Here is a 19,126-nt window from a genome sequence, read left to right on the forward strand (position 1 = left end):
AGGATGACCGGTTAATTAGCGCGCTAAGTTTTACACGCACTTTTAACGAAAACAAGACCGCTCCTAACATCTTTAACCTTAAATTAACGCTGGGTTGAGGTTGGGTTTGGTGAGCATTGTTGGATAGCGCATATAAATAGAAGCGATTTGGGATGGCGTGTCGAAAAAAAAGCCATGCTGACGCGGGGTTGACGCCTTTTTCAGCGATCAAACACAGAACGAGAATTTGACGTTGACACTCAAGGGGCGGTTTCATATTATCCCGTCCGTCGAGTTTACTCGGCAGTTTTTCGGTTCGGGGGTATAGCTCAGCTGGGAGAGCGCTTGCATGGCATGCAAGAGGTCAGCGGTTCGATCCCGCTTATCTCCACCAAACCGCTCCCAACGGTTTGACCGAAAAATGATTTCCAGATGTGGGGGTATAGCTCAGCTGGGAGAGCGCTTGCATGGCATGCAAGAGGTCAGCGGTTCGATCCCGCTTATCTCCACCAAATCTCTGTTCGTTCCGAACGCATTCAAAAAAATCACCTTCTAAACGCAACGCCATGAATTGCGGTTTTGTCGTTTGTAGGGTCGCCATTTTTGGCGACCACATTACCGCATGACGCGGAATTATTCTCAGGCCGTAACAGCTTGCGGCTGCAATTGCAGCACACGGAAACCGTGCGTGCCATCGCGATCCAGCTGCGCCACTAAACCGTATTCCCAGTCCAGATAAGCCTGCATCACGCCTGCTTCAATATCGGTGCCTTCATACGGGCGACGATAGCGATCAATAGCAGGTGACAGCAGATGCTGTTCTCCTTGCTCCGTCGGCAAACCCGCACCACGCCAGGCAGCGTTACCGCCTTCCAGCACAAATACCGGTTTACCGGTCAGCTCAGCCACCTGTTCCACCGCATAGCCTGCCAGCAGGCTGCTGCCACAGGTTAATACATAGCGACGCGCCTCCGGCAACAACGCTTTGCCTTGCTGTTGCAGAGTAGAGCGCAGCAACCAGGCCGCGCCCGGAATATGGCTGTTGAGATGGTTCGCGCGCGTTGTGAAATCCAGCACCTGCGTTTGCCCTTCCTGCAACCATTCTGCTAACTGCTGCGGTGAGATGAATTCGGGTTGAGCAACGGGCGGCACCTGCGCTTTCCAGTTACCGCTTTCACTGAAATCACTGGCCTGCAGCTCCTCCAGCACCGAAACCTGCCAGCCAAGCTGCGCCAGCCAGGATGCGGTCATATTGGCGCGCACGCCATCATCATCAATCAGCACGATGCGCGCACCGCGTACGCTGGCGTAATGATCGGTCTCCTGCACCAATTGGCCCCCCGGCACGTGACGGCTGCCCGGCAGATGCCCGGCGGCGTACTCGTCGGCATCACGCACATCAAACAGATAAGTGGTGCGCGTCTCCTGCTGCCAGCGTTTCAGCGTGGCGAGTGGGATACGTTCCACACCGGCGCGATCGGCGATGCTGCGCGCATTACTCGCCGCCTGACGCTGGGCGGTTTCGCTGGTCTCGCCGTAGCGGCGCGCCTGGCCTTGATCCAGAGCATGTCCGGCCAGCGTCCAGCCGATGGTGCCATTGCGCAGCGCGAACACCGGATTGCGAATCCCGGCGTTCACCAGCGATTGCGTACCGATGATGCTGCGTGTGCGACCGGCACAGTTAACAATCACCGTGGTCTCCGGCGACGGCGCGATATCACGCACGCGCAGCACCAGCTCACCGCCCGGCACACTGGTGGCGCTTGGAATACTCATGGTTTGATATTCATCGAAACGGCGCGCATCCAGCACCACCACGTTAGCATCGCTATTAATCAGCTGATGCACGTCGTCCGCTGACAAAGAGGGCGTGTGATTGTGATGCTCAACCAGCTCGCCAAACGCTTTGCTGGGTGAATTCACGTCGATAAACAGTTCGCCGCCCGTCGCTTGCCAGCCGGCCAAATCATCCGCCAGCAGCGCGACATTGCTGTAACCCAGCGCGGCAATGCGCTCGGCGGCGGTTTGTGCCAGGCCTTCGCCACCGTCATACAGCGTGATGGCGGTGGTGCGCTGCGGAATGCGGTCCAGCAGCTCAAGCTCCAGCTTTGACAGCGGAATATTCACCGCAAACAGCGGATGCGCGGTGGCAAATAGCGCTTCATCGCGCACATCGACAATCGCCACTTCCTGCTGCTGTCGCAGCGCATCCATTAGTTCCGCCGCCTGGCGTAAAGGGAAAACCGGTTTAGTCATGTGAAAGGTCCCAAATGTTCGGTAAGTAGCGGTTGCTGTAACCGGAGATAAACGTTTTTTCGCTGCCGTCTTCGCGGTAGACCGCGCGTTTGACCGCGCCAATGTTGGCGCCATAAACGTGAATGCTGATGGAGACGCGGTCGTCATAGGCGTTGCTGACGCGATGGATATCGCCCACCGTTGGCGATACCGCTTCAACGCTGCCAGGATCGAGTCGAACGGGAGCGCCTTCCGGCTGCAATCCGTTCGGCCCCGGCTGCCAGGATTGTGAAATTTCCGCGCCGCGCATCATGCCAATCAATCCCCATACGCGATGGTCGTGAATTGGCGTTTGCTGGCCCGGCCCCCAAACGAAACTCACCACCGAGAAGCGCTGCTGCGCATCGGCATATAACAAATATTGCTGATAGTGTTCGGGATGAGGTTGAGTAAAGGCGTCGTCCAGCCAGTCGTCGTGGCGAATCAGCTCGCCAAGCCACTCGCTGCCACGTTGTAACACCGTGGCTTCCTCGGGCTTTGTCTCCAGCAGATTAGCCAGATTGGCGACGAAATCGCGCAGACGATGGTGCTGATAATGGCTCATCAGATTCAGGCGCTCCTTTTATCGGCGGCGGAGAGCGCATCGACTTTCTCGCGCGTCAGCGGGATCAGCTCACGGCCATATTCCACCGCATCGTTAAGCGGATCGAAGCCGCGAATCAGCACGCTATGGATGCCAAGGCGATAATATTCCAGCAGCGCATCGGAGACCTGCTCCGGCGTTCCCACCAGCGCGGTGGAGTTGTAGCCGCCCTGAACCAGTTTTGCGACGCCGGTCCACAGCACTTTATCCAGACGATCGCCTTCATTGGCGGCGGCGAGTAAACGCTGTGCGCCAACGCTCTGCGGTTTCGCCTTGCCAAAGGCAAAGCCAGTTTCGTTGAGTTGTTTCTCTGCCGTGGCGCGGATGTGTTCCGCGCGTTCCCAGGCTTCTTTCTCCGTTTTGCCAAGAATCGGGCGGAACGAAATGTTGAAGTTGATTTCGCGCCCCTGTCTGGCAGCAGCAGCGCGCACGTTGCGTACCGTCTCCTCAGCACCTTTCAGCGGTTCGCCCCACAGCGCAAACACATCGGCATGCCGTGCAGCGACATCAATCGCTTCCTGCGACGATCCGCCAAAATAGATAGGCAGTTTTTTCTGCAACGGTTTGATGGCCGAAAACGCCTGTTCGACCTGATAAAAAGGACCTTGATGATCGTACGGCTGCGCAGATTCGAGGCTCTGCTTCAACACGGTGAGAAACTCATTGCTGCGCGCATAACGCTCGGCTTTGTTGAGGAAGTCACCGTCGCGGCGCTGCTCGGCATCGCTACCGCCGCTAATAATGTGCACCGCTAAACGGCCGTCGGTGAGGTGATCAAGGGAAGCCAGTTTGCGCGCCGCTAATGTCGGCGAGACAAAGCCGGGGCGATGCGCCAGCAAAAATTTCAGCGTTGAGGTGTGCGCCGCCGCGTGCGCGGTCACCAGAAAGCCATCCGGCTGATCCGACCAATAGCCCACCAGAATGCGATCAAAACCAGCGTCTTCATGCGCACGCGCAAAACGTGCAATGTACTCTTTATCGAACAGCGGGCCGCTAGCCGGGATAATCTCGGAGGCGAGGCGGTGGCCAATCATGCCAAGGAATTGAATGCTCATGCGGTTCTCCTGAAGTGACGTCATGGAGAAAAACTACGGGCGCAGGCGGTATGAACGGAAATTCAATATTGTGCAAAGGTTTTGCGTTTCACGGTGAAGCGGGTGATGGCGGGGGAAAAGCCGGGGCGAGGCGGGATAGAACCGATTGAAATAAATAAGAAGAGAAGGGCGAGCCGTAGCTCGCCCCTTTGATCAGAAGGCCAACACCAGGCCAGCGATAGCGGCTGACAGGACGCTCACCAGCGTTGAACCGTACAGCAGTTTCAGACCAAAGCGTGAAACCACGTTACCTTGCTCTTCGTGCAGACCTTTAATCGCGCCCGCCACAATCCCGATAGAAGAGAAGTTAGCAAAGGAGACGAGGAACACCGAGAGAATGCCTTCCGAGTGCGGTGACAGCTGACCAGCGATGTTCTGCAGATCCATCATCGCCACGAATTCGTTGGAAACCAGTTTGGTTGCCATGATGCTGCCCACTTGCAGCGCTTCGTGTGAAGGAACGCCCATCACCCACGCAAATGGATAGAACACATAACCCAGCACGCCCTGGAAGCTGATGCCGAAAATCAGATCGAACAGCGCGTTCAGACCGGTGATTAAGGCGATAAAACCAATCAGCATCGCAGCGACGATCATCGCTACTTTAAAACCGGCGAGGATGTATTCGCCCAGCATTTCGAAGAAGCTCTGGCCTTTATGCAGATCCTGCAATTGCAGATCTTCTTCACTATCGACGCGGTACGGGTTAATCAGCGACAGCACGATAAAGGTGCTAAACATGTTCAATACCAGCGCGGCCACTACATATTTTGGCTGCAGCATGGTCATGTAGGCGCCGACAATTGACATGGAAACCGTCGACATGGCGGTCGCTGCCATGGTGTACATGCGGCGCTGTGACATTTTGCCGAGGATATCTTTATAGGCGATAAAGTTTTCTGACTGTCCCAAAATCAGAGAGCTTACGGCGTTGAAAGATTCCAGTTTGCCCATACCGTTTACTTTTGACAGTACGGTACCAATACCGCGAATCACCCAAGGTAAGATGCGGAAGTGCTGCAAAATACCAATCAACGCAGAGATAAAGATGATTGGGCAAAGCACGTTGAGGAAGAAGAAGGCGAGACCTTTTTCACTCATATTGCCAAACACGAAGTTGGTGCCTTCGGCGGCATATTTGAGCAGATGATCAAAGAACCCAGCGAAGCCCTGCACGAAGCCGAGACCGATGGAGGAGTTCAGGAAGAACCACGCCAACAACAATTCGATCACCAGAAGCTGTACGATAAAACGAAGACGGATGCTTTTACGATCGTTGCTGACCAGCAAGGCCAGCACCGCTACCACCACTAGTGCTAAAATAAAATGCAAAACATGGGACATGTCGGCTCCAAATTTGAGGAGGGTTGTATTTTGTTGCGTATTCTATGTAACGCGTTACTTAAAAACGAGATCAAAACCACATTATAAGTATTCGCTATCGCGATTTTTCTCAGATAAGTCTGACCGCTCACAACCCCGTTACAAATCCATCACAAGAAATATCCACAAAAACATTGTCTATAAAATAACCCAAGAGTAGAGTCATTTGCGTTGCACGTATTTTTGGCAAGAACTGGCTTTACCGCAATGTATAGCAATGGCTATACTTCATAGCACCATCTATTAATACAATAACTATAACCAAATTTCATCTGCCTTGAATGACCCTTAATCTGGTCGGGTCAACAAGCGTTAAGACAGGGTAAAACTATGCTAGAAAGCCGCACCGCTGAGCGCGCCGCTCGCGGAGCCAGAAAGATCAAACTCGCGTTGCTGGGCCCCGCTTTTATCGCGGCGATTGGCTATATCGATCCCGGCAACTTCGCGACCAACATTCAGGCCGGCGCCGCCTACGGCTATAAGCTGCTGTGGGTGGTGGTGTGGGCCAACGTCATGGCGATGCTGATCCAGCTGATGTCCGCCAAGCTCGGCATTGCCACCGGCAAAAATCTTGCAGAACACATCCGCGATCGCTTTCCGCGTCCGGCGGTGTGGTTCTATTGGGTGCAGGCGGAAATCATCGCCATGGCCACCGATCTCGCTGAATTTATCGGCGCGGCGCTCGGCTTCAAGCTGTTACTCGGCATTTCGCTGCTGCAGGGCGCGGTGTTAACCGGTATCGCAACTTACCTGATTCTGATGCTGCAAAGTCGCGGCCAAAAGCCACTGGAACTGGTGATTGGCGGCCTGCTGCTGTTTGTGGCGGCGGCGTATATCGTGGAGCTGTTTTTCTCCCAGCCGAAAGTCAGTGAGCTGGTGGTTGGCATGGCGCTGCCATCGTTGCCGACGTCGGACGCGGTCTTCCTCGCCGCTGGCGTGTTAGGTGCCACCATTATGCCGCACGTCATTTATCTGCACTCGGCGCTGACGCAGCACGGTAATAAAGGCAGCAAGGCGCAACGCTACAGCTCAACCAAACTGGATGTGGCGATTGCCATGACTATCGCTGGCTTTGTGAATCTGGCGATGATGGCAACCGCTGCTGCGGCATTTCACTTTAGCGGCCACTCTAGCATCGTCGATCTCGATCAGGCTTACTTAACGCTGCAACCGTTGTTGGGCGAAGCGGCGGCGATTGTGTTTGGTTTGAGTTTGGTGGCTGCCGGTCTCTCTTCAACCGTGGTCGGCACGCTGGCGGGACAAGTGGTGATGCAGGGCTTTATTCGTTTCCACATTCCGCTGTGGTTCCGCCGCACTATCACCATGTTGCCCTCATTTATTGTCATCTGGGCGGGCTGGGATCCCACGCGCATTCTGGTAATGAGCCAGGTGTTGCTGAGTTTCGGTATTGCGCTGGCGCTGATTCCGCTGTTGTCCTTCACCGGCAACCGCGAATTGATGGGTGATGAGATGGTGAACTCGCGCCTGATGCAGAATGCTGGACGGCTGATTGTGGTGCTGGTCATCGCCCTCAATCTCTACTTGCTGGTCGGCGAAGCGCTTGGTTGGTAACAGCGCTACAAAAGAAAAATCCCGCTTATTAGCGGGATTTTTTGTTTAGTGATGATGGTGATCGCGGTGATCACGACGATCATCATGGCGATGATCGTGACGCCAATGGTCACGACGTTCACGTTCATGCCAGCGACGTTCGCGCTCACGTTCATAGGCGCGATGGCGCTTCCACTCTTCATGACGCCACCAGCGATGGTCATCGTAACGATAACGATCGTTCCACCAGCGCGGTTCACGCCAGCGACCGCCGTCCCAGTAATTACCGTGACGATCGCGATCGCCGAGATGCAGCGTAACGCCCGGACCCAAATTGATGGTGGCGCTGTCGGCTTGTGCTGTGCTGATAGCCAACGGGGATAAAGTTGCCAGCAAGGCGGCAAACAAAATGGCACGTTTCATAACTTCTCCTTTTCAGTAGCTTATCACTGCCACCGTTGCGCTAGTTTGCCACATCGGACCAGGTAAGCCTTGAGAATCAGTCTGAAAACGCTAAGGGAAATCTGAAATGAGAATTTTCTGCTGCGGAAAATGCCCGACACATGCCGGGCGGGTAAACGTTTACACTAAGATATTGTGGATGGTGTCGATCTCGTCCTGGCTCAGCACCGGCTGGCTCAACATCTCAACCGCATCATCAATTTGCGCAGTTTTGCTGGCGCCAATCAGCACCGAAGTAACACGCGCATCGCGCAACACCCAGCCTAGCGCCATCTGCGCCAGTTTCTGGCCGCGCTGTTGGGCAATCGCCTGCAGCTGGCGCACTTTTTCCATCTTTTCTTGCGTTAACTGGTTTTCATTCAGGAACTTACTGCCGCTGGCGATGCGCGAATCTTGCGGAATGCCCTGCAAATAGCGGTCGGTTAACACGCCACCCGCCAGCGGCGAGAAGGCGATACAGCCGACGCCGTTATCGCCCAGCACATCCAGCAAACCCTGCTCTGGCGTACGTTCAAACATTGAATAACGCGGCTGGTGGATTAGGCATGGCGTGCCGAGGTCGCGCAGAATCGCAATCGCTTCGGCGGCTTTGTCTGCCGGATAGTTAGAGATAGCGGCATAAAGCGCTTTGCCCTGACGTACCACCTGATCCAGCGCGCGCATGGTCTCTTCCAGCGGCGTTTCGGGATCGGGACGATGGTGATAGAAGATATCAACGTACTCAAGTCCCATGCGCTTCAGGCTTTGATCGAGGCTGGAAATCAGATACTTACGTGAACCCCAATCGCCGTATGGGCCGTCCCACATGGTGTAACCGGCTTTGGTTGAGATCACCAGCTCATCGCGCAGCCCCTGAAAATCCTCGCGCAGAATGCGACCAAAGTTAGATTCAGCCGATCCCGGCGGTGGGCCGTAATTATTGGCGAGATCGAAATGGGTGATGCCGCGATCAAAGGCGTGGCGCAGCAGTTCACGGCTGTTATCAACGCGTGTACTGTCGCCAAAGTTATGCCACAAACCCAGCGAAATCGCCGGTAACTTCAAGCCGCTACGGCCACTGCGACGGTATTGCATCTGTTGATAACGTTCGGGATGGGGAAAAGCACTCATGCAGCGTTCCTGTCTCAGTAGGGGAGAAAGTGACATCAGCATAGCAGTGTATGCGTTTACACTAAGGCGAAAAGCGCCGAAGATCGCAACTTACAGAATTATCTATCGTCGTAACGAATGCTTGCCACAAATCAGCATCACACGATGGTGAATATCTCGCCAATTCAGCCACATCGCTAATACTCCTGATTATCCCCTTAACAAGGAGCTGTCGATGAAAACCCCCAACGTTGGCGATTATTTACTGCACCGATTACAGCAAAGCGGCATCCGACATCTGTTCGGCGTGCCGGGCGATTACAACCTGCAATTCCTCGACAGTGTAATTGCGCATCCCGAAATTGCCTGGGTTGGCTGCGCCAATGAATTGAATGCGGCCTATGCGGCAGATGGCTATGGGCGCTGCAACGGCGCGGCGGCACTGCTGACCACGTTTGGCGTCGGCGAGCTTAGCGCGATTAACGGCATCGCCGGCAGCTATGCCGAATATGTACCGGTGATTCATATCGTTGGCGCGCCCGCGAGTCAGGCGCAGCAGCAGGGCGATTGCGTACACCATTCGCTGGGTGATGGCGATTTTGGTCACTTCCTGCGGATGGCGCAGGAAGTCAGTGTGGCCTCTGCGGTGCTGACGGCGGAGAACGCGGTGGCGGAGATCGATCGCGTTATCAGCGAGGCGCTAACGCAACATCGTCCCGGCTATTTATTGCTGGCGGTGGATGTGGCGGCGGCTGAGATTTCGCTGCCAGAGGAAAAAATTATAGCGGCAGACAGACATCAGCAGGTTGCCGCAGCCTTTGCTGATGCGGCAGAGCGCTTGCTGGCACCGGCGCAGCGCGTGGCGCTGTTGGCGGATTTCCTTGCCGCACGCTGGCAGTTGCAGCCGCAGCTTGAGGCGTTGCGCCAGCTGCGCGCGATTCCTGCCGCCACCTTATTGATGGGCAAAGGCGTGCTCAACGAGCAGCAGCCGGGTTACGTCGGCACTTACGCCGCGCAAGGCAGCAGCGATGCGGTGCGCCAGGCCATCGAAGATACCGACGTCACGCTGTGCGTCGGCGTGCGGTTTACCGATACCTTAACCGCCGGCTTCACGCAAAATCTGCCTGCCGAGCGCGTGATCGATCTGCAGCCGTTTCAGGCCACGGTCGCTGGCGAGGTGTTTGCGCCGTTAAGCATGCAGCAGGCGCTGGCGGCGCTGACGCCCATTTATCAGCGTCACTGCGCGCACTGGCGGCTGGCGGATGCGCCTGAGTGCGAAGAAAGTGAGCAAATTGCTGCGGCGGTAATCAGTCAGCAGGCATTCTGGCAGGCAATGCAGCGCTTCCTGCAGCCGGGTGATATTATCCTCGCCGATCAAGGCACCGCAGCCTTTGGCGCTGCGGCGCTGCGGTTACCGCAGGATGCGCAATTGCTGGTGCAACCGCTGTGGGGATCGATTGGCTATACTTTACCCGCCACCTTTGGTGCGCAAACCGCGCAGCCGGATCGCCGGGTCATCCTGATCATTGGCGATGGCTCCGCGCAGCTGACGATTCAGGAGTTGGGTTCGATGCTTCGCGACGGCCAGCAGCCGATCATTTTCCTGATTAACAATGATGGCTACACGGTTGAGCGCGCGATTCACGGTGCTGAGCAACGTTACAATGATATCGCGCAATGGAACTGGACCGCGCTGCCGCAGGCGCTGAGTCAAGAGTGCGCGGCGCAGAGCTGGCGCGTCAGCGAAACGGTGCAGCTGGACGCGGTGATGGCGCAATTAATGCGGAATCGGCGTCTGTCGCTGGTGGAAGTGGTGATGGACAAACAGGATTTGCCGCCGCTGCTGCGTAAGGTCACCGCCGCACTGCATCAGCGTAATAGTGGCTAAATTTCGGAAAGTTGCCGCTGGGAAGTCGGGCAGGCGATCGGTAGGCTGTGCAGCATCTTTAAATGGATTACGCCCATCGTGCAGGTGGGCGTTGTTGTTTTATTGGCAGGCTTTTATAGTGTCCTGCAATTGTTTATGACCCAAGCGGAGCAGCAGAAGAATGACAACATACGCCCTGGTCGGCGATGTGGGCGGTACCAATGCCCGTCTCGCATTGTGTGAGGTAGAAAACGGTGCTATCTCGCAAGCCCAAACCTTCTCAACATCAGACTACGACAATCTTGAAGCGGTGATTCGTCACTATCTTGATGAGCAAAAACAGGATATTAAGCACGCTTGTATCGCCATTGCCTGTCCGATCACCGGCGATTGGGTAGAGATGACCAACCACGATTGGGCGTTCTCCACCAAAGTGATGAAAGAGCATCTGGCGCTGGAAAGCCTGGAAATCATCAATGATTTCACCGCCGTTTCGATGGCGATTCCGATGCTGAGCGAAAAGGAAGTGATTCAGTTTGGCGGCAAAGCGCCCGTTGAAGGCAAGCCCATCGCGATTTACGGTGCGGGCACCGGCCTCGGCGTCAGCCATTTGGTGCACGTGGATAAACGCTGGATCAGCTTGCCGGGCGAGGGCGGCCACGTTGACTTTGCGCCAAATAGCGAAGAAGAGGGTGACATTCTCGAAGTGCTGCGCGCGGAGATTGGCCACGTTTCGGCTGAACGCGTACTGTCCGGTGCCGGTTTGGTCAATCTGTATCGCGCCATCGTGAAGTCTGATGAGCGTGAGCCAGAAAACCTCAAGCCAAAAGATGTTACCGAGCGCGCGTTGCAAGACAGCTGCATCGATTGCCGTCGCGCACTGTCGCTGTTCTGCGTGATTATGGGTCGTTTCGGCGGCAACCTGGCGTTGAATCTGGGCACCTTCGGCGGCGTCTATATCGCCGGCGGTATTGTGCCGCGCTTCCTCGACTTCTTTAAAGCGTCCGGTTTCCGCGCGGCGTTTGAAGATAAAGGTCGCTTCCGCGATTACCTGGTTGATATTCCGGTGTATATGATCACTCACGATCAGCCGGGCTTGCTGGGCGCCGGTGCGCACCTGCGTCAGGTGCTGGGCCGCGAACTGTAAGCACGCAGGCGAGCGGCATCCGCCGTTCGCCTTATAACCTCATCAACTGCCGAAAGGCTTTCACCTTGCTGCGACTCACCGGCACCTGCGCATCCAAATCACGCAACTTAACCAAATAGGTATTGTTAAACCACGGCTCGATTTCACGAATCTTGCTCAGATTGACGCAGTAAGATCGATGGCAGCGGAAGAATTGCTGTTCCGGCAAACGGCTGCAGAATTCACTGATCACCATCGACATCACATAGGCTTCGCGCCGCGTATAAACAAACGTCAGCTTCTCGTGCGCCTCAACGTAATAGATCTCGTTGATGTCGGTGACGATGATGCGTTCGTCTTTCACCAGATTGACGGTTTGTGGCGAGCTGGCCGCCGCGTTTTGCGGTTGCGACTGCTGCTGGGCGCTGGCTTCCAGTTTCTGCAGCATTGTCATGATGCGCGACTCGTGATACGGCTTGAGAATGTAGTCAAAGGCGTCCAGTTCAAACGCGTCAACCGCATGCTCTTTCCACGCGGTGATAAACACAATCAACGGCTTATGGGCAAACTGATTGATGTTTTGCGCCAGCAGCATGCCATCTAGCGACGGAATGTTGATGTCGAGGAAAATCACATCCACCCGATGATTCTGCAGATATTTCAGCACCTCAAGCCCATCATCAAAGCAGGCCTCAACGCTGATTTGGCTGTGTTGCTGAATCATCCAGCTTAACTCTTGCTGGGCGAGAAACTCGTCTTCAACGATGATGGCTTTCACGTGGTGGTTTCCGTGGTAGGGCGCAGCGGCGCAGGTAGCGACTGACCATTCTTGCTAAGCGTAAAGGCGATTTCAGTGCCCGGATGATGGCGGGTGATAACCAACCCCTGACCAGACAGCAATTTTACGCGATGATGCACATTCAGCAGACCAATCTTGTTGCCGGGCATCTCATTACGCGCCACGCGGCTCATCACATCCTCGCTGATGCCGTCGCCGGTATCACGCACTGCGACGCGTACCCGATCGCCCAAATCTTTCACGCTCAGCGTTACCACGCCTTTGCCGCGACAAGGCTGAATACCGTGCACAATGGCATTCTCCACCAGCGGTTGAATCAGCAGGCTGGGCAGCGTGAAGTGCAGATCTTCATCCACGTCATAAATCATCGACAGCTTGTCGCCGAAACGCGCCTGCTCGATCGCGATGTAGTCCTTCACCTGCCACAACTCTTTCTTGATATCGATAAGCTCGTCATCGTTGAGTTCGAGGTTGTAGCGCAGATAACGCGACAGGTTGATCACCAACTGGCGCGCGGTGTCTGGATTAAGGCGAATCGATGAGGAAATAGCATTCAGCGCGTTAAACAGGAAATGCGGGTTAATTTTACTCTGCAGCGCGCGTAATTCAGCCTTGTTCGCCATTTCACGCAACTGCTCAGCCCGCGACACTTCCAGCTGGGTGGAGATGATTTGCGACAGCCCAATCGCCATCTCTTTCAGCGAACCGGTAATGCGATGCGCACGGCGATAATAGATTTTTAGCGTGCCGGTCACTTCCCCTTTTTCCCAAAGGGGAATAACCAACATCGAGTGAATATCTTTGGTGCGATGCGCCTCATCGTTGTTCTTGATGATGATTTTGCCGCTGGCGATCGCCTGCGCAGTGGTTGGGCTGATGGCATCATCGCCGTTGTGATAGTTCTGCTCGCCATAACCGACGTAAGCGAGAATCTGTTTGTTATTGGTGATGGCGACCGCATCGGCGTGAATGTCGCTGCGGATGATATCGCACACTTTGTGCAGCGACTGGCTATCAACCTGACGAAACAGCGGCAGCGTTTTGTTGGCGATTTCCAGCGCCAGCTTGGCCTGACGCGCCGCAATCGCCTCTTTCTCACCTTCAACGCTCTGTACCAGCAGCACGATTAAACCGATACTTGATGCGCCCAAAATCATTGGCAGCGCAATCTCAGACACAATTGCCAGGCCCAGCGTCATCGGCTTGGCCCACAATACAATCAGCAGCATGGTCAGGCTTTCGCACAACATGCCGCCGAGAATACCGGCGCGCCAGCGCTGCTCTTTACTTACCCGGCGATTAATCACGCCTGAGGCGATGCCGGCAATGATGCTGGTGATCAGGCAAGGCACCGCCGTGACGCCATCCATATCAATCAGATAGCGATGCAAACCGGCAATCACACCGGTGGCGATGCCCACCCAGGGACCGAACAGAATGCCGCCGGACATCACCGCAATGACACGCACATTGAGCAGCGAACCGTCGACGTTAATGCCCGACCAGGTGCTGAATAGCGCAAACAGCGAGAATATGGCCGTCACCACCACTTTTTCGCGTACCGAATGCTCATCTTTTTGCAGCAGCTGACGGAACACCCGCGTGCGAGTGAGAAAGAACAGGCAAATCAGCATCAGCGCCGCGCGGTCAAAAACCGCCAGCAGCATGTCGAAGTGGGAAGGCAAGGGCATCTCTCAGGCAAGAAACGGGAGGCTATGATAAAAAATGTGATCACGTTCCGCCAGCGCCACGGCAATCTGCAGACCTTTCTCGTAGTCGAGATCAATTTTTAACATGCCAGGTCGCCATAAATGGCAATCGTACTCCGCCTGTGTAGGGTCGCCATTCATGGCGACCTCCCGAAAAGAGGAATACCTGACTAACAAAAAGAGGATTAGCGAAAGCGTGCGCCGCACGCTGGTTGTGAATACGCCGGTTTGCTATGTTGCCGTATAAAAAAATGGGAGCTCAACCATGCAATTACTCACTCCACGTTTATCCCTCAGCCGACTTCAGCCAGAAGACTGGCAGATTTTCAAAGCGGTACACCAGGACGCCGCCACCATGACGTGGGTCAGTGAAATTCCGGATGAAAACGATATCCGTCAACGCTTTAACGAGCGTCTGGCACCGTGGCAGGCGAGCAGTTTTCATATGCTGTGTTTGGTGGCGCGTATCCGGGAAAGTGGTGAGCCGATTGGCCTGTTTGGCTGTAGCGCCGAATGGCATCCTTATCGTCAGGCCGAAGTGGGTTACATGCTACGCGCAGCCTTTACCGGCTTGGGTTATGGCAGTGAAGCGCTCGACGCGCTGTGCCAGTTTTTACTGCAGGCAGAATTTCATAAGCTGAAAGCGATGGTGATTGAGGGGAATTGGCCGTCGCGCCGTATTCTGGAGAAGAATGGTTTCGCCCTTGAGGGCACGTTACGGGATAATTATCTGCTAAACGGCCAATGGGTAAGCGATTGGGTGTTTGGCCGCCTGAATCCAAATAATTAAAATTATTTTATTCCGCTCTCGACAATATTGTTATCAGCGCGTTATGTTCTGGGTGCGGTCACCACAGTGACCCACGTCGCTCGGACGGTCCGGGCGCTTACGTAAACCAGAGGACATCATGGCTGATAACAGCACACCCCGTCGTTTCTCGCGTATTGAACGCCTTCCCCCGTATGTTTTTAACATCACCGCTGAATTGAAGATGGCTGCGCGTCGGCGCGGAGAAGACATCATCGATTTCTCGATGGGCAATCCGGATGGCCCCACGCCGCCGCACATCGTTGAAAAACTTTGCCAGGTGGCGCAGCGCGAAGACACGCACGGTTACTCAACCTCGAAAGGCATTCCCCGTTTGCGTCGCGCGATTTCGCGCTGGTACGCAGAGCGTTATCAGGTGGAAATCGATCCGGAATCGGAAGCGATTGTCACCATCGGTTCCAAAGAGGGTTTGGCGCACTTGATGCTGGCCACGCTCGATCACGGCGACACCGTGCTGGTGCCGAATCCCAGCTATCCGATTCACATTTACGGCGCGGTGATTGCCGGTGCGCAGGTGCGTTCTGTTCCGCTGGTGGCGGGTGTTGATTTCTTCAACGAGCTGGAACGGGCGATTCGCGAAAGCTATCCCAAACCGAAAATGATGATTCTTGGCTTCCCGTCGAATCCTACGGCGCAATGCGTTGAACTCGATTTCTTCGAACGCGTCATCGCGCTGGCGAAGCAGTACAATGTGCTGGTGATCCACGATCTCGCCTATGCCGACATCACCTACGATGGCTGGAAAGCGCCATCGATTATGCAGGTGCCGGGCGCGCGCGATGTGGCGGTGGAATTCTTTACCCTGTCGAAAAGCTACAACATGGCGGGCTGGCGTATCGGCTTTATGGTCGGTAACAAAGAGCTGGTTTCTGCGCTGGCGCGTATCAAGAGTTATCACGATTACGGCACCTTCACACCGTTGCAGGTGGCGGCGATAGCGGCGCTGGAAGGCGATCAACAGTGTGTGCGCGATATCGCTGAACAGTACAAACGCCGCCGTGATGTGCTGGTGAAAGGCCTGCACGAAGCGGGCTGGATGGTCGATTTGCCGAAGGCGTCGATGTACGTCTGGGCGAAAATTCCCGATCACTACGCGCATCTTGGCTCACTGGAGTTCGCCAAATTACTGATGCAGGAAGCCAAAGTGTGCGTCTCGCCGGGCATCGGTTTCGGTGATTACGGTGATACCCACGTGCGTTTCGCGCTGATTGAAAACAGCGATCGTATTCGTCAGGCGGTACGGGGGATTAAATCGATGTTCCGTGCCGATGGCATTTTGCCGGGAACGGTGAAAGCGCTGGAAGAAGAAGAGGAATAACCATTAAGTGGGGCGACTCAGCGTCGCCCCGCCTGGCGGCTCTACAGCATCAGTACAAAGGTACCGACCCAAAGCAACAGGAAGAAAGAAATTCCCATCAAAGCGTATCTCACAAAAACAACTCCTCTGAGCGGCTACCCGGCGGGCGATCCCAAACCCGCGTAACCCGAACAGAATAAGAGAAAGGTGGAGTTCATCATCGCTACACGCTTTCTTCTCAGGTCGCTCCAGGCAAGCCCGAAACAGGATCGAGGGCTAATTTACGCGGATTTGTCCCAAAAATAAATAGGCCGTTTCTGAGATATCGCTCACATTTTCAGCGGGTCTCAATCTCCGGTATCGCCGACATTCCCACGCGCAGTTTTGCCAGATCCGGCTGGTTCTCATCGAGCACAATTTTCACCGGTAAACGCTGTACCACTTTGGTGTAATTGCCGGTGGCGTTGTCCGGCGAAATGGCGGAAAAGGTCGCGCCCGTCGCCGGAGCAATGCTGTCGACGTGACCGCTAAATACCTTGCCTGGCAAGGCATCCACCTTCACGCTCACTTTCTGCCCTTGCTGCACATCCGCCAGCTGCGTTTCCAGATAATTAGCGGTGATATAGGTTTGCTGCAGCGGCACCACCGCCAGCAAACGCGTGCCTGCGCTAACGTAAGCGCCGAGGCGCACTGAGCGCTGACCGACCATGCCATCCACCGGCGCTACAATCCGTGTATAGGAAAGATTGAGTTGCGCCTGATCGACGCTGGCCTGCGCGGCAGCGACATCGGCAGCGGCCTGACGCACCGCGGCTTGTAGCACGCCAACCTGCTTGACGGCGGAAGCCAGCGCCGCTTCGCTCTGGCGGACGGTAGCCGAGGCGGATCGCTGCGTTGAGTTGGCTTTTTGCTGATCGTCTGCGGCGATGGTGCCACTTTTATACAGCTGGTTGTAACGCGCGGCGCTCTGTCCGGCGTACTGCGCTGACGCCTGGCTTGCCGCTAACGTGGCTTTCGCCTGGTCGATAGTGGATTGCTGCTGTTCCAGCTGCGCCTGGCTACTCAAACGCTTCGCCTCGCTGACCTGCAAATTGGCCTGTGCGGTTTCTAACGCCACGCGGTAATCACGATCGTCGAGCGTGGCCAGCAGTTCGCCGGCCTTTACGCGCTGGTTGTCTTGCACGTTGACGCTGGCGATGTAGCCGGAAACTTTCGGTGCAACCAGCGTGTAATCGGCATTCACATAGGCATCGGTGGTGCGATGATCGTTGCCGGTCATCGATGACCAGACAAAAAAGGCCATCGCCAATAACACCAGTAATAGGGCGCTCAACAGCACCGTTCTTTTCAGAGCAAAAGCTTGCATATCAATTATCTCGACGTCGTCGTAACAGGTTGAATCAGTGTTTGTGGTGGCCACACGCGTTTCGGCAGCCAGGCGGTTAACAGTAAAAGCAGGGCGGCGAAGGCAATCAGCATCTGGTAGCAATCACTCAGGCTCAGCACCATCGCCTGCTGCTTCAGCAAGGTGGCGAAGCCGCTGAGGTTTTCCGCGCTGCTAGCGCTGCCATCCGGCAGCAACGGCAAGCTGCTGCTGGATTGCGCGCTGTTCGGTGCGGTCATCAGCCACGCACGGCTGGCGGCGCTATCGACCAGCACGTTGGAGTGGAATTTTTCACGGTGACTGATAAACCACTCCACCAGCGTGCTGGCGGCGATGCTGGAGAAACCGCGCACGGTGTTGAACATCGCCGAGGCGAACGGGCCTTCCGGCGGCGCGACCACGCTGGTGGCGCTCATCAGTACTGGCAAAATCACCATCGGCTGACCGAACGCCTGCAGAATCTGTATCAGCCAGAAATTCTGCCGCGCCCAATCAGTGGTAATGTGCATGCCCATCAGGCAGGACGTCACCAACAACGCCACGCCCGCCGTCAACATCCAGCGACAATCCACCCAGCGAATATTCAGTAGCGCGGCAACAAAAGGCGCGATCAGCAGTTGCGGCAAGCCGATGGTCAACGCCAGCGGTGCAAACTGCAGCGTGCGGAAGCCTTGCACCTGCGCCAGATAGGCCGACGGCAGCGCTGAACCCGACAGCGACAAAATCAGCACGCCCGCCAGCACCAGCAAGCCGTGTGCGAGATTGCGCCGCCCCAGCATCTGTAATTTGAACAGCGGCAGCGGGTGAAACCATTCATTAATAAAGAACACAGTCAGCAACGCCAGCGCGCTGAATAATAGGCCGCTGAATACCGGCGATTCGAGCCAGTCGAGCCGCTCGCCTTGCGTCAGCGCCAGGATCAGCAGCGCGATACCGGAGCAGCCGGTCAGCATGCCGAACAGATCGATCTGTTTGAAACGCTCGAGGCGCAGCGGATCCTGCGGTATACCCCAGCTAATCAGAAGCATGGCAATCAGCATGGCCGGCACCACCTGCCAGAAGACAAACAGCCAGCTGACGTCATCGGTCCAGAACGCCGCCAGAGAAGCGGCCATATTCGGGCCGAAGGTGGCGGTCAACGCATAACCCGCTAAACCGTATAATTTGATCGGTGGCGGCAGGAAGCGCAGCGCAACGGTCATCAGCATCGGCGGCAGCGCACCGCCAAATAATCCCTGCACCACGCGCAAGGCGATAAATAGCGTGGCATTGGGCATCAGCGGTAGCAGCAGGCCGCTCAGCATAAATCCGGCGGAAACGGTGAGCGCAAAGCGACGCAGCGAAAAGGTGACGGCGAACCAGGGCGCAATCATCATTGCCGCCACTTCAGCAGCCTGATAAGCGGAGATAATCCAGCTGCCTTGATCGTAACTGATGCCGATGGCGGCGCGGATATCGGCTAACGCGATATCGGTGACGCGATCGTTTAATCCCGATGTGAGCGCGGCAATCAGCACGCCAACCAATCCCAGCGCCAGGCGCAGAGTAAAAGGATGGGGTGCCGGAGCCGCAATGGGCTGGGCGTTCATAGCAGGTTTCTCGTTATATTGTTGATGCAGTGTATTGCGATGTGATACAGATGGCATCTTACATATCGATATGCTGTATTGCAATGTGAT

17 protein-coding genes and 2 tRNA genes are annotated in these 19,126 nt (G+C 55.6%); 7 read left to right on the top strand and 12 right to left on the bottom strand.

The features are described 5' to 3' along the window. The first annotated feature begins 297 nt into the window (after positions 1 to 297). Positions 298 to 373, top strand: a tRNA-Ala gene (locus PanJK_RS13415). A gap of 42 nt (positions 374 to 415) precedes the next feature. Further along, a tRNA-Ala gene (locus PanJK_RS13420) sits at positions 416 to 491 on the top strand. A gap of 127 nt (positions 492 to 618) precedes the next feature. Here PanJK_RS13420 and PanJK_RS13425 read toward each other — a convergent pair. The 4 genes from PanJK_RS13425 to PanJK_RS13440 form a co-directional block, all read right to left on the bottom strand. Then, positions 619 to 2,235 (bottom strand): rhodanese homology domain-containing protein, encoded by a 1,617-nt coding sequence (locus PanJK_RS13425; protein WP_265300348.1) that lies wholly within the window; start codon positions 2,233 to 2,235, stop codon positions 619 to 621. Then, entirely contained in the window at positions 2,228 to 2,818 is a 591-nt protein-coding gene (locus tag PanJK_RS13430) for a cysteine dioxygenase (protein ID WP_256697033.1), read from the bottom strand. Before PanJK_RS13430 ends, PanJK_RS13425 begins: the two co-directional genes overlap by 8 nt. A gap of 5 nt (positions 2,819 to 2,823) precedes the next feature. Continuing rightward, a complete protein-coding gene (locus tag PanJK_RS13435) occupies positions 2,824 to 3,912 on the bottom strand; it encodes an LLM class flavin-dependent oxidoreductase (RefSeq protein ID WP_265300350.1) in 1,089 nt (362 codons plus the stop codon). A 192-nt stretch (positions 3,913 to 4,104) separates the two neighbouring features. After that, positions 4,105 to 5,295, bottom strand: a complete 1,191-nt coding sequence (locus PanJK_RS13440; RefSeq protein WP_265300352.1) for a NupC/NupG family nucleoside CNT transporter — start codon at positions 5,293 to 5,295, stop codon at positions 4,105 to 4,107. Positions 5,296 to 5,664: 369 nt separating this feature from the next. Here PanJK_RS13440 and PanJK_RS13445 point away from each other — a divergent pair, with 369 nt between their 5' ends. Further along, entirely contained in the window at positions 5,665 to 6,906 is a 1,242-nt protein-coding gene (locus PanJK_RS13445; protein WP_008101352.1) for an Nramp family divalent metal transporter, read from the top strand. Between the two features lie 45 nt (positions 6,907 to 6,951). Here PanJK_RS13445 and PanJK_RS13450 read toward each other — a convergent pair whose 3' ends face one another. Then, complete coding sequence (locus PanJK_RS13450) at positions 6,952 to 7,308, bottom strand: DUF2502 domain-containing protein (RefSeq protein ID WP_008101350.1); 357 nt, start codon at positions 7,306 to 7,308, stop codon at positions 6,952 to 6,954. Between the two features lie 159 nt (positions 7,309 to 7,467). Further along, positions 7,468 to 8,457, bottom strand: a complete 990-nt coding sequence (gene mgrA / locus PanJK_RS13455) for an L-glyceraldehyde 3-phosphate reductase (RefSeq protein ID WP_265300358.1) — start codon at positions 8,455 to 8,457, stop codon at positions 7,468 to 7,470. A gap of 214 nt (positions 8,458 to 8,671) precedes the next feature. Between mgrA and PanJK_RS13460 the strand changes: the two genes are divergently transcribed. Both PanJK_RS13460 and glk read left to right on the top strand, forming a co-directional pair. Continuing rightward, on the top strand, positions 8,672 to 10,324 hold the full coding sequence (locus tag PanJK_RS13460) for an alpha-keto acid decarboxylase family protein (RefSeq protein ID WP_265300360.1): 1,653 nt from the start codon (positions 8,672 to 8,674) through the stop codon (positions 10,322 to 10,324). Between the two features lie 160 nt (positions 10,325 to 10,484). Further along, entirely contained in the window at positions 10,485 to 11,450 is a 966-nt protein-coding gene (glk, locus tag PanJK_RS13465) for a glucokinase (protein ID WP_265300362.1), read from the top strand. 31 nt (positions 11,451 to 11,481) lie between these two features. Here glk and PanJK_RS13470 read toward each other — a convergent pair whose 3' ends face one another. From PanJK_RS13470 to PanJK_RS13480, 3 genes are read right to left on the bottom strand one after another with little or no spacing between them, the layout of a single operon-like run. Then, on the bottom strand, positions 11,482 to 12,207 hold the full coding sequence (locus PanJK_RS13470; protein ID WP_008101343.1) for a LytR/AlgR family response regulator transcription factor: 726 nt from the start codon (positions 12,205 to 12,207) through the stop codon (positions 11,482 to 11,484). Further along, positions 12,204 to 13,895, bottom strand: coding sequence for a sensor histidine kinase (locus PanJK_RS13475; RefSeq protein WP_293793441.1), 1,692 nt, complete (start codon positions 13,893 to 13,895; stop codon positions 12,204 to 12,206). The genes PanJK_RS13470 and PanJK_RS13475 overlap by 4 nt, the downstream gene beginning before the upstream one ends. 27 nt (positions 13,896 to 13,922) lie before the next feature. Beyond that, positions 13,923 to 14,078, bottom strand: a complete 156-nt coding sequence (locus tag PanJK_RS13480; RefSeq protein ID WP_265300364.1) for a hypothetical protein — start codon at positions 14,076 to 14,078, stop codon at positions 13,923 to 13,925. A 124-nt stretch (positions 14,079 to 14,202) separates the two neighbouring features. Between PanJK_RS13480 and PanJK_RS13485 the strand changes: the two genes are divergently transcribed. Both PanJK_RS13485 and alaC read left to right on the top strand, forming a co-directional pair. After that, positions 14,203 to 14,727, top strand: coding sequence for a GNAT family N-acetyltransferase (locus PanJK_RS13485; RefSeq protein ID WP_061717889.1), 525 nt, complete (start codon positions 14,203 to 14,205; stop codon positions 14,725 to 14,727). A 118-nt stretch (positions 14,728 to 14,845) separates the two neighbouring features. Further along, positions 14,846 to 16,084 (top strand): alanine transaminase, encoded by a 1,239-nt coding sequence (alaC, locus tag PanJK_RS13490; RefSeq protein WP_265300367.1) that lies wholly within the window; start codon positions 14,846 to 14,848, stop codon positions 16,082 to 16,084. A gap of 41 nt (positions 16,085 to 16,125) precedes the next feature. On the opposite strand, the gene ypdK is transcribed toward alaC, so the two are convergent. The 3 genes from ypdK to PanJK_RS13505 form a co-directional block, all read right to left on the bottom strand. After that, positions 16,126 to 16,197 (bottom strand): membrane protein YpdK, encoded by a 72-nt coding sequence (gene ypdK, locus PanJK_RS13495; protein WP_099686956.1) that lies wholly within the window; start codon positions 16,195 to 16,197, stop codon positions 16,126 to 16,128. A 203-nt stretch (positions 16,198 to 16,400) separates the two neighbouring features. Continuing rightward, a complete protein-coding gene (locus PanJK_RS13500; protein WP_110866531.1) occupies positions 16,401 to 17,429 on the bottom strand; it encodes an HlyD family secretion protein in 1,029 nt (342 codons plus the stop codon). Between the two features lie 5 nt (positions 17,430 to 17,434). Continuing rightward, entirely contained in the window at positions 17,435 to 19,036 is a 1,602-nt protein-coding gene (locus tag PanJK_RS13505) for an MFS transporter (RefSeq protein WP_265300371.1), read from the bottom strand. Between the last annotated feature and the right edge of the window lie 90 nt (positions 19,037 to 19,126).

The organism is Pantoea sp. JK (assembly GCF_026130245.1).
In the GTDB taxonomy this organism is placed as follows: domain Bacteria; phylum Pseudomonadota; class Gammaproteobacteria; order Enterobacterales; family Enterobacteriaceae; genus Pantoea; species Pantoea trifolii.

What these genes read in the sequence shown, in the direction of transcription:
- PanJK_RS13475 (WP_293793441.1), bottom strand. Translation starts at nt 13,895, where the DNA reads ATGCTGCTGGCGGTTTTTGACCGCGCGGCGCTGATGCTGATTTGCCTG.
- PanJK_RS13505 (WP_265300371.1), bottom strand. Translation starts at nt 19,036, where the DNA reads ATGAACGCCCAGCCCATTGCGGCTCCGGCACCCCATCCTTTTACTCTG.
- PanJK_RS13435 (WP_265300350.1), bottom strand. Translation starts at nt 3,912, where the DNA reads ATGAGCATTCAATTCCTTGGCATGATTGGCCACCGCCTCGCCTCCGAG.
- PanJK_RS13460 (WP_265300360.1), top strand. Translation starts at nt 8,672, where the DNA reads ATGAAAACCCCCAACGTTGGCGATTATTTACTGCACCGATTACAGCAA.
- mgrA (WP_265300358.1), bottom strand. Translation starts at nt 8,457, where the DNA reads ATGAGTGCTTTTCCCCATCCCGAACGTTATCAACAGATGCAATACCGT.
- PanJK_RS13430 (WP_256697033.1), bottom strand. Translation starts at nt 2,818, where the DNA reads ATGAGCCATTATCAGCACCATCGTCTGCGCGATTTCGTCGCCAATCTG.
- PanJK_RS13445 (WP_008101352.1), top strand. Translation starts at nt 5,665, where the DNA reads ATGCTAGAAAGCCGCACCGCTGAGCGCGCCGCTCGCGGAGCCAGAAAG.
- PanJK_RS13450 (WP_008101350.1), bottom strand. Translation starts at nt 7,308, where the DNA reads ATGAAACGTGCCATTTTGTTTGCCGCCTTGCTGGCAACTTTATCCCCG.
- alaC (WP_265300367.1), top strand. Translation starts at nt 14,846, where the DNA reads ATGGCTGATAACAGCACACCCCGTCGTTTCTCGCGTATTGAACGCCTT.
- PanJK_RS13425 (WP_265300348.1), bottom strand. Translation starts at nt 2,235, where the DNA reads ATGACTAAACCGGTTTTCCCTTTACGCCAGGCGGCGGAACTAATGGAT.
- PanJK_RS13500 (WP_110866531.1), bottom strand. Translation starts at nt 17,429, where the DNA reads ATGCAAGCTTTTGCTCTGAAAAGAACGGTGCTGTTGAGCGCCCTATTA.
- PanJK_RS13440 (WP_265300352.1), bottom strand. Translation starts at nt 5,295, where the DNA reads ATGTCCCATGTTTTGCATTTTATTTTAGCACTAGTGGTGGTAGCGGTG.
- glk (WP_265300362.1), top strand. Translation starts at nt 10,485, where the DNA reads ATGACAACATACGCCCTGGTCGGCGATGTGGGCGGTACCAATGCCCGT.
- PanJK_RS13480 (WP_265300364.1), bottom strand. Translation starts at nt 14,078, where the DNA reads ATGAATGGCGACCCTACACAGGCGGAGTACGATTGCCATTTATGGCGA.
- PanJK_RS13485 (WP_061717889.1), top strand. Translation starts at nt 14,203, where the DNA reads ATGCAATTACTCACTCCACGTTTATCCCTCAGCCGACTTCAGCCAGAA.